The sequence below is a fragment of the Cohnella endophytica genome (assembly GCF_003628305.1).
In the GTDB taxonomy this organism is placed as follows: Bacteria; Bacillota; Bacilli; order Paenibacillales; family Paenibacillaceae; genus Cohnella; species Cohnella endophytica.
On sequence record NZ_RBZM01000010.1, the window covers coordinates 55,894 to 70,243 of the forward strand.

Consider the following 14,350-nt stretch of genomic DNA (forward strand, 5'->3'; position numbering starts at 1 on the left):
AATGGAAATGCTGTTCTTGAAGCTGCTCAACATGAGCATTACGGCGACTTATGTAATCCTTGCAGTGCTTCTCATCCGCTTGCTACTGAAGAGAGCGCCAAAGAAGTATTCGTATTTGTTGTGGGTCGTTGTCCTGTTCCGTCTGGTCTGTCCCGTATCCTTTACCTCCGGACTCAGTCTCTTTAATGCCGATCCCTTCGATATGACGGCAGCGCAAAGAAGCGGCTACGTGGCGCTGAACTATGTCCCTGCCGATGTCGGGTATATGGAGACTCCGAAGGTGACGGTGGGAATCCCGACCTTGAACGCCGTTGTCAACGGCAGTCTGCCCGCGCCTGTTCCGGGCGCCAGCGTCAATCCTCTGCAGATATGGATCCTGCTTGGCGCAGTCGTTTGGTGTCTAGGCTTCGCTGCAATGCTTATTTACGGCATGGTCACCTACATCCGCCTGAGACTTCGTATGGCCACGGCAGTTCGGCTGGACAAACATATCTTCGAGTCGGATAACATCCGGTCGCCCTTCGTTCTCGGCTTTATCAAACCCCGAATTTATATTCCCTTTGGCCTCGGCGAACAGGAGCGTCTGCACATTCTTCGGCATGAGGCGTGTCATCTAAAAAGGAAGGACCACTTGATCAAGCCGATCGCTTTTCTGGTTGTTGCCTTTCATTGGTTTAATCCGCTTGTTTGGCTTGCCTTTGCGTCGATGGCAAAAGATATGGAAATGAGTTGCGATGAAAAAGTGCTGTCGGAGATCGGTACGGGCGAGAAGAAAGAATACTGCGCGTCGCTGCTCTCTTTTGCGGTAAATCATCGTTTTCCGGCGGCGGGTCCGCTTGCTTTCGGAGAGACGAGCGTCCGGGAGCGAGTAAAGAACGTTTTACGCTTTAAGGCGCCGAAAAGAGGGGTTGTCGCCCTATCGGCCGTTGCTTGCATGATAGTCGTGGCCGCCTGTGCCACGAATCCGACGGTGAATGCGATGACAAAGGACATAGAGAAGCTGTACGGCAATTACAGCTTTGATAAGCAGGTCTACATGAATCCGCTCAGCTCCACCTTCTACCTTGAGGGGCTTAAGGAGTATTACACGCTGACTGATAAATCGCTCATCATAACCGACCAAACAGGTAAGCAGCAAATCATGGCGACCGACTATGAGCGGACAAAGGTGGATGAGCAGGAGTTTAGGAACAGTTTTTTTGCGGAAGGCATCGGCGTTCCCGATATTGCCCCGTACAAAGAGAGATATCAGTACGCATTGACCGATCCGTCCGCTTCTCCCGCTTACCGTCTCTATGTGTTGGATGGCGAGATGTGGCTTGCGAAAGTACACAAGGATACCGCTAATGTTCTAAAGAGCGAATATATCTGGAGCATTTATAAAATTAAAAAACTTGACGAGCGGATACCGGGGAAAGCCGTTATAGTCGAAGCCCAGGACCGCGTCGATGAATTTCTAGCCCTGAATAAGGACTTCGAATCGGGATATGACAACGACACAAGCTATAACATCACGCCGGCAGCTTGTCCTTGTTCGCCGCAACCCTATCCAATCGGAGCGGCTTTGTGAATTATGAGATCGAGGGCACCGATGTTCTTGCGGATATCGTTTATTCCGATGGTCAAATCTCAATCAACCAGAAATGATGTTTAAGCCCTCATCTTCATGACAAGATGGGGGTTATTTGATGTTTATCTAGGCAAATGATTGAAATTAGCCTGCTAGGGTGAAAACCTCCACCAATGTATCACACCGTACATAGTATGAGCCAAATGAGGTGTGAACCGCCTGTTTCGGGGGGTAAATATGGAGTTGCTGGAGAAGGTACAATTAGAAATCGAACGATACATCGGCCGTCTGAGGACGGAACAACATGTGGACGGGTCATGGAGGTACTGTTTTGAAGCAGGGCCTGTGACTGACGCCTATATGATGATTCTCTTAAGCACTCTTAACAGCCAGGACAAGGAGCTTATTCCCTTGCTGGGTCGGCGCTTGCTGAACAAACAGGCAGCGAATGGAGCATGGAAGCAGTACGACGACGATGAAGGTCATCTCTCTTCAACGATAGAGGCATATACCGGGCTGCTGCTTTCCGGCTATTTAGATCGACATGATCGCCATATGCAATTGGCGGAAGCATTTATCCTTCGTAACGGCGGAGTTGAGAAGGCTCATATTTCCACCAAGTTCATGCTGGCTTTGAATCATCTCTACCCCTGGCCGGCCTTTTATCCGATCCCGCTATTCTTATTGCATATGCCCAAGTTTATCCCCTTTAGCTTTTATAGATGGAGTTCCTATGTTCGCACTCATTTTGCCCCCGTATTGATTCTTTGCCACCGGAAATTCTCGCTTAGGAAGCCATCCGCGTCGGACATCACTCATTTATTTGTAACTCGTAAATATAGGAGACTTAATAGAAAGGGTCGTTGGTTACATGTATTTTCGAAACGCCGGAGGGCTAATCCTATCTCTAAGGCGGCAATAAAGAAAGCGGAGAGTTATATGCTGCAAAATATCGTACAGGACGGTACTCTTAGCAGTTATGCGAGCGCGACCTTCTTCATGATTTATGCTCTTCTGTCTCTTGGCTACGAGCATGATTCTCCTGTTATTCAGCATGCTATTCGGGGGTTAACCTCATTTGGATACCCAATAAACGATGAGACCCATATTCAGAACTCTCCTTCTACGGTATGGGATACGGCGCTGATCTGCCATACTTTACAGGAAGCGGGACTTACGACAGAAGATCCGGCGATTCGGAATGCTGCTCAATATTTACTTGCTCTTCAGCAAAGAGATCTAGGGGGGAGAAGAGGGAACGCTTCTGTTCACCTTGCAGGCGGATGGGGATTTTCCGAAGGAAGCACCGCAAATCCGGATGTGGACGATACGCAGGCCGTTTTGCGGGCGCTTACGCGGTTGGCCGACCATCAATTAGACTATCGGGAGGCGTGGAGAACAGGAGTTAACTGGTTGTTAGGGATGCAAAACGATGATGGGGGCTGGGCGGCCTTCGAGAAGAACAGCGTCCCCTCTATAACTCGCCTATTCAAGATACAGAACTTTGTCGATACGGCTGTGGATCCTTCCGCAGCGGATATAACAGGTCGAACCCTTGAATTTCTAGGCAGTCACTTCAGATTGACAATGGCTCATCCTCGGGTTCAAGACAGCGTACATTGGCTCATCAAAAATCAAAAAAAAGATGGATCATGGTATGGTCGGTGGGGAATTTCATTTATTTATGGTACATGGGCCGCCGTTACCGGGATGAGAGCGGTTGGGATGTCGGCCGATCACCTGAATGTTCGACAAGCGATTGACTGGCTGTTAAAGATCAGGAAATCGGACGGTGGATGGGGCGAGTCTTGCAAGAGCGATATACGCAAAGAGTATGTTCCTGCTCCCTACTCTACGGTGGTTCACACGGCCTGGGCGCTCGATGCGCTCATTGCCGTCCATGAACAGCCGACGGAAGAGATCAATAAGGGACTGGCCAATTTAATGGAATGGAACAGGCAGGAAAGTAAACGATCCTCGTACCCGACCGGTGCCGGGCTGCCCGGACACTTCTATATTCATTATCACAGTTATTCTCGTATTTGGCCCTTGCTCACCTTGAGTCATTATAGGAAGAAATACAAAGTCTGCAGCCTATAATCAATTTAACTTATACGAGAGAGCAGCCCTGTCCCCTTTCCGAACGATCACATATGCTAAACTATCCGCCACAAAGCCGGAGAAAGCTTATAATGGCGAGAAAACGATCAATACGGAAGGGGGAATTGGAGAAGTTATGGCATACCTTGACCCGCAATTAATGAGAACGTTCCGCTGCAAATTCATGAACCCTCTGCATTTCCACCGTGTTTGCGGAATTCTTAGGTCCCATCGATTCGAAGATTTAAAAGACCACGGCAAGTGCTGCCGGATGATTGATCGGCTATCCGATTGTATGGGAGTGCCGGTCACGCCCGAACAAAGGGAGAACGCAGCCCAGTGGCTAATGAATTGTTGCGTCGACCCTGAGAATCCTTACCATCGCAGACGGATGTGGGGTCTAATCCATGGATTTTGATATCGTTTAGAGTGATAGGGAGCTGTCTATTGGGCAGCTCTTTGTTTCTGATGGAGTCCTATTCAGTAGCGAAATGAGCTCAAGAAGTTAAGGCTGACGAAGGATAGTTTAAGAACGCCTCATTCTTTCGGTGCTTTCCTTTGTTATACACTGGGGTTAGCCGATCTACATACCGGGGATACCTCCCGTATAGATCTATCCGGGAGGAAACCTGTATGAGAAAGATGCTTGCGAGACTATTATTGCCGGGAGCTATGCTGCTGTTCGTTCTTAGCGGGTGCACATCCTCCGACTCGCCTCCGAATGCCGATATTTCCTCGGGGAATCCTATATACACGAGTATATTCACCGCCGATCCTTCAGCTCACGTGTGAGATGACGGGCGTATTTATGTGTATCCTTCGCACGATATTTTCCCCTCCAGAGGCAGCGATCTGATGGATAAATATCACGTCTTCTCGTCGGACAACATGGTGGACTGGGTGGACGAAGGTCAAATACTGGGAGCAGACGACGTGTCGTGGGGGCGGCCGGAAGGCGGCTTTATGTGGGCTCCGGACGCCGCTTATAAGGACGGAAAATATTACTTCTATTTTCCCCATCCTAGCGATTCGAATTGGAATAATTCCTGGAAAATAGGCGTGGCCACAAGCGATAAGCCAGCTGCGAATTTCACCGTCAAAGGTTATATAGAGGGGCTTCCCGGCGACAGTCTGATCGATCCGAGCGTGTTCCGAGACGACGACGGGACCTATTACCTCTATGCCGGCGGCGGAGGGAAAAGCTTCGGCGTCAAGCTGGGCGACGACATGATGTCGATAGACGGTCAGCCCAAGCGATTCGCCGAGCTGGAGGACTTCCATGAAGCCAGCTGGGTATTTAAACGGAAAGGCATGTATTACCTGATGTACGCCGACAATCATTCAGGTGGCAACCAGATGAGGTACGCGACCAGCGACAGTCCGCTTGGACCGTGGAAAAACCGCGGCGTCTTTCTGGACCCGGTGAAAAATAGCGGAACGACGCACGGATCTATCGTCCAATTCAAGGGTAACTGGTATTTGTTCTATCACAATGCCGAAATCTCATCCAACGGTACGCTGCGCTCCGTCTGCGTGGACCAGGTGTTCTTCGATAAAGACGGGGCCATCCAGAAGGTACAACAGACGACCGAGGGCGTCCCATCCGTCGGACCGCGCTCCAAAGCCACGGAGGTCAAATATCGCGACTTGGTCGGGGAGAGCTTCGAGAAATATACCGAGAAGTCGGAGTATCCGGTGAACGGCGACCATGTATCCGTCGGGGGCGGGGCGACCCGAACGAATGCAAGCATTGAAAATATGCATACCGAAGGTTCCTACATAGAGCTCACCGGCGTTAATGGAGGCGCAGGCGGCAAGGCGTTACTGACCGTAACCTATGCTTCCGCCGACGGCGGAGCGGCCTTTAAGGTAGACGCCAGCGGCGATCCGTCGGGAGAAGGTTACTTTCTTTCCCTGCCCGGCACGGGAGGCTGGAGCGCCTACACCGGTCGTGCCAGTAGACTGATCGATCTTAAACCGGGTACGGACAACGTCATTCGAATAAGCGGGGGCATGGGAGGGGCGAATGTTTCCCTCGTCACCGTTTCCCTCACAACGTGAGTTCTTATCCTGAATACAGAGCGTGGCGAAGTTTGAAGCCATTGCTCTGTATTTTTTTGAGTACATTTTTCCCTAAGAACGTTTCGCTATTGAGATGAAGGGGAAGTATACTACGATTGGAGAAACAACTAAGGACGAACTATTGGAGGACTGAACGGAAGATGACTTCTGAAATGGATACGTTAAAGAATATTCTTAATCATGTGGTATCGATGGAACTAAGAGTGAAGAACGCGGAAATTAAAAGCACGATAGAGATGATGGATGGATTTGGGCTGAGATATAAGAATTCGTGGGCTTCCATGGAATTGTCGGACCATACCGTAATCGATTTCTGGAGGAAAGATTTGATTAAATCATCCCATCCCAATGAATAGTTGTTGCCAGGTATTCAATTCCCCCATAATCATGTAGTGTTAAATGAGCAATGATGATTAGGCCGAATTGAAATGGAATGTTGGTGGATTCATATATGAAGGAGTTATATCTCTCGAGAAAGTTCCTTTATCTTGGTAAAGAGTATTCTCTTCATGAGTTAATAGAAACGGACGATTTAAATGAAGAGGAACTGAAGAGGAAGCTCAAGAGGTTCTACATCTCAAGCTGTAAGAAAATCGTGGCGGAAAGAATCAATAGGTACCAAATACGACTGAAAGTAAAACCCAAAACCATTGAGATCGTAGAGTCGATAACCAAGTGGGGAAGTTGCAGCTCAAGTAAGAAGGTAACTTTTAATTATCGTCTAGCGATGGCCCCGATCGAAGTGATAGATTATGTCATTATCCACGAGTTATGTCACCTAATTCATATGAATCACGATAGATCATTCTGGAGACGTGTCGGAAGCATTATGCCGGACTATAAAGAGAAGGAAGAGTTTCTAGCCAGGTATGGGCATTTAATGACGGTTTAATTGCAGCGGGGGAAGAGTAATGCTATCAGGTTTCCATCCATTCAGGAAGGAATTGATCCCATGAAAGCAGTTGTATGCACGAAATATGGGCCGCCGGAAGTTCTTCAACTTAAGGAAGTAAAAAAGCCTTTCCCTAAGCACGATGAAGTATGCATTAAAATCCACGCGACAGCAGTAACGGCTAGCGATATCTATATTCGAGGTTCTCAATTGCCTATTCAGTTTTGGCTGCCGATGCGTATGGTTTTAGGATTTACAAAGCCGAGAAAGTCCATCATAGGCATGGTGTTAGCAGGAGAAATTGAATCCGTAGGCAAAGACATCAAACGTTTTAAAGCAGGTGATCAGGTTTATGGAGTTACGGGTCTTGGACTTGGCGCTTACGCGGAATATAAATGCATGAAAGAAACAGACTCTATGCGCGGGTGTCTATCCCTAAAGCCTGCAAATATAAGTTACGAAGAGGCAACTGCTGCTGCGTATGGCGGCCTTTTGGCGTTACAACGCGTAGAAGAAGGAAATATTCAACGTGGACAAAAAGTTCTTATATACGGGGCTTCCGGAACATCAGGAACAATAGCCATACAACTGGCAAAATATTATGGGGCTGAAGTTACGGGAGTATGCAGTACGAGTCATTTGGAGTTTGTGAAATCTTTGGGGGCAGATAAGGTAATTGACTACACCAATGATGATTCTGCCAATTCCGTTGATCGTTACGACTTTATACTCGATGCTGCGGGAAAAGCCAAAGGTTCGAAAATAAAAGAAATGTGCAAAAAAGCGTTAAGCCCAAAAGGGAAATATATATCAATCGATGATGGGAAATTAGAATTAAAAGCAGTTCGCCTTGCTAAGATCAAAGAGTTAGTTGAAGGTGGATATATGAAACCGGTAGTTGACAGAATCTATCCAATGGATCGAATCGTAGAAGCACATGATTACGTAGGGCTGGGTCGCAAAAGAGGAGGGGTAGCCATATCGATTGAATATTCCGGATCGTCAATAGAAGAATGAGAATAGGACAAGACAAATAGCGGTACGAAAGCTTTAATACATCGCCATGTAGCCCAAGGGCTCTGGCGATGTATTTTTTATGCCTATTAGTCAACACGGAGTCAATAGCTACACCTGATAAGAGATTTTTGAGAGAAGTTTGAGAGATCCGGTGTGCTATGTTGGATGACGAAATGAAACGATTCCAACACGAAAGGAATGGCATTTACGAATGATGAAACGATTGACAGCGGCGGCGTTGGTTTTCCTGCTCATGGTCGGCGTGCTTCCCGCTTGGGCGGCAGCGGCGACCAAGGAGGTATGGAATCGGGAAAGCCCTTATCCAACAGCCCAGAATTTATCGAGTATTACATACGGAGACAATCAGTTTGTTGCACTGGGCAGTAATGGGGAATTGTTGACATCACCGGATGGAAAAGATTGGACGGCAAAAACGACCGTTGGAAATAATGACGTTTACCTGAGCGCGATCGCCTATGGCAATGGCGTTTATGCAGCGGTTGGATCTTCGACGATGGGAAATGGAGCTGTCCTTTATACTTCCGTGGACGGCGGCAATCAATGGACCAAGAAAAGCTATGCGGGATATATGGTGAGTTTCAGCGATATCGTCTATGCGGGCGGAAAATTCGTTGCGGTAGGCGGCGTTCGGGACATGGGGATGATCTCGCAAGGCAAGTCCGTTGTCCTGACATCCAGCGACGGGGAGAACTGGGACAAGAAAGAGTTCGGAACAAAACCGCTTTATGGAGTCGCCTTTAACAATAACAAATTTGTTGCGGTCGGTGACAAAACGATTATCACATCCACGGACGGAACGAACTGGAATTCCGTTTCGTCCACGTATACGCTGATCGATATAACGACCGACGAAAACATGTTTATCGCCGTCGGAGAAGGCGGAAAAGTGGCGACTTCCGAGAACGGCGCAAGTTGGTCCGCCGTGGTCGTGGATGCCCCCGCGACTTTCGGAAATATCAATTATGCAAATGGAAATTACTATATAAATGGTTACAAGTATGTGGGGAGTAATTCCGTTTATGTTCACTATTCGTCGACGAACTTGACCGACTGGGTGTCGTCGACTTCGCCGATATCGGATAGTTACCTTCTGGATATGGCTTACGGCAATGGTGTATACGTCGCTGTCGGCAACAAGGGAGCGGTGTTGACCTCCGAAGACGGAGAAAATTGGGAAAGCGTCTCCAGCGGTATCGGCGAACATTTGCAAAACGTTGTGTACCACGAAGGTAAATACTTGGCGGTCGGGGGTTACACCAGCGCGGTATATTCTTCTGCGGACGGAAAGAATTGGACGTCTAATCCAATCGCGGACAATAAAGGGGCTGCGATAAACAAAATCGTTTACATCAACGGCCATTACGCGGCGGTTAGTCAGTATGGTCAAGTGCTTTTCTCGGATGACGGCGAGACGTGGACGGTTAACCCGCTCACGTCGAATTCTCCTCCTCCCATTAGTGACATCATATACGCGAACGATCAATATATGGTTACGGATACTTACGGAAGAGTCTATACATCAAGCGACGGTACAACTTGGACGTCTGTAAATACGGGGAAAAGCACTTCATTATTCGGCCTTGCCTATTCGGGCAGCGTCTATGCCGCGGTCGGAGAGCAGAAGATTTTGTCCTCTACGGATGGCGAGATCTGGGACGTTTCCTGGGAACTGGAGCAAAAGCCCGGTCAACCCATCAACCAACTGTGGGTGAAAGGTATCGTCTACGCCGCCGGAAAATTCGTAGCGGTCGGCATGAAAGGAACGATTCTGACTTCCGGTGACGGGCAGACATGGGTGCCAAGCACGTCGGGCGTAACCGCGCAATTGAATGGCGTCAAGTATCTGAACGGGCAATTCGTAGCGGTCGGCGACAAAACGGTGCTGACTTCTCCCGACGGAATCGTCTGGACGTCCGTTCCGGGCGCAACAGAGTATTTTACAGATGTCGCTTATGATGGAAGTCAATATGTGCTCGTCGGTGCGAACGGCGCAGTCTTTACGCTGAAGTTCGTAGAAGACGACGGCAACGGCGGCAACGATGGTAACAGTGGCAACGGCAACAGTGGTAACGGTGGCAATGGCAGCAGCGGCTCGGGCAATCCGTCTGGACAAGATGGGCCACAGAAAACTATCAAAGGAGAAATGTGGAACGATTTGGTTCGGAAGAATGCGGTTGTCGAGATCAATACGGCGAACGCTACCTACAGGATCCCGGCCCCTCAGCTCGATCTTTCGAAAATCTTGAAGCAGTTGGGAAATAATGTGAGATTGGAAGACGTCAGCGTCAACATCGAGATTGCCAAGCCCGACGACGAGACGCAAAAACGAGTCGAGACGGCTGCGGCCGAAAGTCATTTCGCGCTTGTCGGACAGCCGATCGAATTCCGCATCACGGTGACGGGCGGCGGTTCCACGGTGGAGGCTAACAAGTTCAACGTGTACGTGGAACGATCCATCGAATTGCCGGAAGGCATTGATCCTAGCAAAATCACGACGGCGGTCGTGGTAGAAAGCGACGGCTCCGTTCGCCATGTGCCAACCCAAGTGACGATTTCCGATGGCCGCTACCACGCTCGAATCAATAGTCTCACGAACAGCGTGTATGCGCTCGTCTATCATCCGGTTACTTTTAAGGATGCGGAGCGCCATTGGGCAAAGAACAGCATGAACGATATGGGCTCGCGGATGGTTGTGAAAGGTAAAGAAGACGGCTTGTTCCACCCCGAACAGGCAATTACTCGCGCCGAATTCATTTCCATTGTAGCAAGAGGGCTAGGTCTGCGGACAACGGACACATCGGTCTCTTATGCCGATGTAACGGCTAATGCATGGTACAGCGGGTCTGTTCACGCCGCTCATGAATACGGTCTGATCAAGGGCGACGAGAAAGGCATGTTCCGGCCGGAAGCTCTAATGACGCGCGAGCAGGCGATGGTCATTATCGCGCAAGCGATGAAGCTGACCGGTATTCAGAAAGATGGCGCAAACGCGACGGCAGGGAAGCTGCAAGCTTTCAAAGACGGGGAGCAGGTATCCCAATGGGCCAAAGACGCCGTATCCGCTTGCTTGCAAGCGGGCATTGTCTCGGGCAGAAGCGCTAAAGAGCTTGCCCCTAAAGCCAATCTGACAAGAGCGGAAGTTGCCGTTATCGTGCAGCATCTGTTACAAAAATCGAATTTGATCTAATCGCATCCGGCATCGCAGGTCCAGCTGCGGTGCCTTTTTGTATATGCTCATTCGTAAAAGCTTTCGAAGGCATATGAGTTTTTATATAATTATTATAAAAAATGGTATTTGGTTAGGGGGGGTTCGATGATCTCGACAAGAACAGGCCGATTACGTCTATTATCCATTACGATCCTAGTTGCGGGTGTAATATTTTTGCCGGGATGTTCTAAAGACATAACGAATGTAAACGAGAGCACGTTGGAACCGACGAGTTATGCGGAAATGGATTTACCAACGTTCTTAGAAGCAGAAATGCAAAAAAGGATGAAACAATATCATGTTCCGGGTGCCGCGATCGCTGTTATTCATCAAGGGCATTTGGCGTGGTCGAGAGGTTTTGGATACGCGAACGTTAAGAAGAAAATTAAAGTAGATGAGAAAACGATCTTTCAAGTAGCGTCCAACTCAAAGTCCGTAAATTCTTGGGGGATATTAAAGCTGGTCGAACAAGGGAAACTCGAACTGGATAAGCCGGTAGATCGTTATCTTACCCGATGGCATATTCCCGAAAGTTCATTTAACATGGAGGAAGTTACGATATGCCGATTGTTAAGCCATACAGCCGGTTTATCTTTACATGGTTACCCAGGGTACCCTAAGGGCCGGAAAATACCGACGCTGGAGGAGTCTCTAAGCGGAAAGAACAGTGCGGAGCAGAAAGTGGAATTAATCTATGAACCGGGAACTCAATATCAATATTCCGGAGGCGGATACACGCTGCTTCAATTAGTCGTAGAGGAAGTAACGAAACGGAATTATTCCGACTACATGAAAAGCGAAATTTTGAATCCTCTGGGAATGGACGATAGTTTATTTGCTCTCCATTCTGAAGAAGTATCCAATCTTGCCGTCGGATACAATCAATCGAAAAAGGCATATCCAACAATATCTTATCGTGAATTGGCGGCAGCCGGACTGCATACGAACGTTGTCGATTTTGCGAAGTTCGTAGCTGCTTTGGTTGACGATAAAATCGAAAAACAACCTGCAGGCAGAAACATTTTGAGCAAGGAATCGTTAGGTCGGATGTTTACTCCGGTTTTAAATAATTATGGACTAGGCTTTGGCGTTATTTCCGGTTCAGACGACGAGTTGATTACCCATTCAGGCTCTAATATAGGCTACCAGAGCACGTACTATATCAATCGAACGAGCGGAGATGGAGTAGTCATCCTTACGAACAGCGACTCGGGAGGAGCAATGTTTCAGGAAGTCATACAACAGATAGGTCAGTGGGAATTCGACAACCAATCGGACTATCATTTTGGTTTCGATTTGGTGCAATAAAAAGATAGGCTGGGAGAGACGGCAACTTATGAATAAGCAAAAACAATTGAAGTCGAGTTTATTGCTTCTGATTACCGCCTGCATTTGGGGATTTGCTTTTGTGGCGCAGCGCGAGGGAATGTCGTATACAGGCCCCTTTACTTTCAACGCGGTCAGATTTGCCCTAGGCGCGCTATCCTTAATTCCGCTCATCCTTTTTCTAGATAGAAGATCCGTTCAATCGTCGATAGAGATTAGAGCTTCGGTAAAAAAATCGGCTGTTTCCGGGTTCTGCGCAGGCCTTATCCTTTTCTGCGGTTCGTCTTTCCAGCAAATCGGGCTCGTACATACGACAGCGGGAAAAGCCGCCTTTATAACGGGCTTATACATTGTCATCGTGCCGTTTCTTGGGTTGTTCCTGAAGCAACGCCTTAACTTGAATAGCGCATTAGGTGCAATCGTGGCGCTTGTCGGCCTTTATTTGCTATGCGTAAAAAGTGATTTGACGTTGGGAGAGGGTGACTTATACGAGCTCGTAGGGGCTTTTTTCTGGTCGGCGCATATTCTGATTATCGACAAGTTATCTCGTAAGTCGGACGTAATCAAGCTGTCGTTTTTCCAGGTTTTAACTTGTTCGATTCTTAGTTTCTTCGTGGCCGTAGCCATGGAGAAGATCGATTGGACTGGCTTGTCGCAGGCGCTGATTCCAATTCTGTATGGCGGGATATGCTCTGTCGGGATTGCATACACGCTGCAGGTTATCGGTCAGAAAAAAGCGCAACCGACGCAGGCTGCGATTATTATGAGCATGGAAACGGTTTTTGCGGTTATCGGCGGTTATTTCATTCTGGACGAGCTGCTGGGTACCCGGGGTGTAATCGGCTGTTTGTTAATGCTGGTGGGGATGATCGTGCCGCAGCTTCCGCAGATAAGGAGCTTACGCGGTTCCGCAAACAATTATAATTGAGGGGCAAGGGAGTGTTTCGTTTAATGAATAATGTCGTAAAAGAAGGACAAAAAACGAGATATATCTTGCTTGCCGTACTAATTATAATTGTGACGGTAGTGATTTTTCAGCTATCTTCAAGACAAGAAAAATCTTTTCGGGATACGACGGTCAACGAAAAAGTCATTCAGACCAAAAGTTTTCATGTGAATTCGGCTTCTACGGATTTGAAGACATCGGCCAAAGGAACGGTCTATGTCAGGGGAGACAATGGGAAGGCTGAGCATATACAGATTGTTGCTTGGATTGAGATCGACTCTGATGATTGGGGCGGCGTTGCTTTCTATATCCCCGACAAGTGGCATGTCTCCAACATCATAAGCAGCTACCCCGACAACGGAACTCGATTAAAACCCGCGGACTATGTCTCAACATGGACGACTGCTTCAGGTCACTCAGAATGGCGTACGATGATAGAGGTTGGAAGAGATCGCAGCTATAAGCCGACGGGAGGTGGCACAGGGACCGTTATGATTGATATCATTCCTGATGAAAATGGCCCACATCACCCAGAGGTATCTAAAATTGGCGTAGAAGTCGGCTCCAATGAAAAAGAAGGCCAAAAAATGATGGGAACTGATTCTATTGAGATACCTCTATCATTGGCCGATCAAAAGTATGAATGATGGCTTGAGCGATCGGATTCGTTGCTCTTCAAACTCCTTGCCATTCTTCTCCTCCGTTACGGGCTAGCGTCGCACCCCAACTGTCGGGACTAACATCTCGAACATGCTTCGAGAACGTCCACATATGCCCTTCTAGATCTTGCGCCGAATATTGACGCTCGCCGTACTCCGTATCGAAAAGCTCTTCTACGATTTGGGCACCCGAAGATTTCGCGTGGCGATAATGTTCATCGATATCTTCGACGAACACCATAATGGACTGCGTGGCCAAGCCGAGCTTGGCAGGACTTGTCATCGTTCGACTCGGACTCTTGAGCATGACCCACGCATTGCCGTAGTGCATCATTGCGCCGTGGAGCTGACCGTCGGGGAGCTCGAAGCGGAAATGTTCAGTAAAACCGAACACCTCGATTAACCAGGAGAGCGCATTGGCCACTTTCTCGTAATAGACATGCGGAAGAATGAAGTCGGTCGGTACGGAGCGGTTTTTCATCTTGAAATGCCTCCCTTAACGATGCTTTTGCGTCAATTTTAATATACC

At 48.3% G+C, this 14,350-nt stretch carries 11 protein-coding genes and 1 pseudogene; 11 read left to right on the plus strand and 1 reads right to left on the minus strand.

Going from position 1 to position 14,350, the window contains the following annotated elements; translation table 11 throughout:
- Position 1 precedes the first annotated feature (1 nt).
- From D7Z26_RS22005 to D7Z26_RS22055, 11 genes and pseudogenes are all read left to right on the plus strand, one after another.
- Positions 2 to 1,570: a M56 family metallopeptidase gene (locus D7Z26_RS22005; protein WP_158602403.1), complete on the plus strand. Its 1,569-nt coding sequence runs from the start codon at positions 2 to 4 to the stop codon at positions 1,568 to 1,570.
- Between the two features lie 237 nt (positions 1,571 to 1,807).
- On the plus strand, positions 1,808 to 3,670 hold the full coding sequence (locus D7Z26_RS22010) for a terpene cyclase/mutase family protein (protein WP_120979184.1): 1,863 nt from the start codon (positions 1,808 to 1,810) through the stop codon (positions 3,668 to 3,670).
- A gap of 633 nt (positions 3,671 to 4,303) precedes the next feature.
- Positions 4,304 to 4,462 (plus strand): glycoside hydrolase family protein, encoded by a 159-nt coding sequence (locus D7Z26_RS27565; RefSeq protein WP_199731760.1) that lies wholly within the window; start codon positions 4,304 to 4,306, stop codon positions 4,460 to 4,462.
- 63 nt (positions 4,463 to 4,525) lie between these two features.
- Positions 4,526 to 5,731: a family 43 glycosylhydrolase gene (locus D7Z26_RS22015; protein WP_199731761.1), complete on the plus strand. Its 1,206-nt coding sequence runs from the start codon at positions 4,526 to 4,528 to the stop codon at positions 5,729 to 5,731.
- Positions 5,732 to 5,892: 161 nt separating this feature from the next.
- Positions 5,893 to 6,108: a hypothetical protein gene (locus D7Z26_RS22025; RefSeq protein WP_120979185.1), complete on the plus strand. Its 216-nt coding sequence runs from the start codon at positions 5,893 to 5,895 to the stop codon at positions 6,106 to 6,108.
- Positions 6,109 to 6,227: 119 nt separating this feature from the next.
- Positions 6,228 to 6,644: pseudogene (locus D7Z26_RS22030) on the plus strand (M48 family metallopeptidase); the annotation flags it as partial.
- 60 nt (positions 6,645 to 6,704) lie between these two features.
- Positions 6,705 to 7,661: an NAD(P)-dependent alcohol dehydrogenase gene (locus tag D7Z26_RS22035; protein WP_120979187.1), complete on the plus strand. Its 957-nt coding sequence runs from the start codon at positions 6,705 to 6,707 to the stop codon at positions 7,659 to 7,661.
- Between the two features lie 211 nt (positions 7,662 to 7,872).
- Positions 7,873 to 10,869, plus strand: a complete 2,997-nt coding sequence (locus D7Z26_RS22040; RefSeq protein ID WP_120979188.1) for an S-layer homology domain-containing protein — start codon at positions 7,873 to 7,875, stop codon at positions 10,867 to 10,869.
- A 126-nt stretch (positions 10,870 to 10,995) separates the two neighbouring features.
- The gene (locus D7Z26_RS22045) at positions 10,996 to 12,198 is read left to right on the plus strand and encodes a serine hydrolase domain-containing protein (RefSeq protein ID WP_120979189.1); all 1,203 of its coding nucleotides are present in this window, start codon (positions 10,996 to 10,998) and stop codon (positions 12,196 to 12,198) included.
- 28 nt (positions 12,199 to 12,226) lie between these two features.
- Complete coding sequence (locus tag D7Z26_RS22050; RefSeq protein ID WP_120979190.1) at positions 12,227 to 13,144, plus strand: DMT family transporter; 918 nt, start codon at positions 12,227 to 12,229, stop codon at positions 13,142 to 13,144.
- Between the two features lie 23 nt (positions 13,145 to 13,167).
- A complete protein-coding gene (locus D7Z26_RS22055) occupies positions 13,168 to 13,809 on the plus strand; it encodes a hypothetical protein (RefSeq protein ID WP_120979191.1) in 642 nt (213 codons plus the stop codon).
- Positions 13,810 to 13,837: 28 nt separating this feature from the next.
- Here the strand turns inward: D7Z26_RS22055 and D7Z26_RS22060 are convergent, their stop codons facing one another.
- Positions 13,838 to 14,302 (minus strand): VOC family protein, encoded by a 465-nt coding sequence (locus D7Z26_RS22060; RefSeq protein ID WP_120979192.1) that lies wholly within the window; start codon positions 14,300 to 14,302, stop codon positions 13,838 to 13,840.
- Positions 14,303 to 14,350 lie beyond the last annotated feature (48 nt).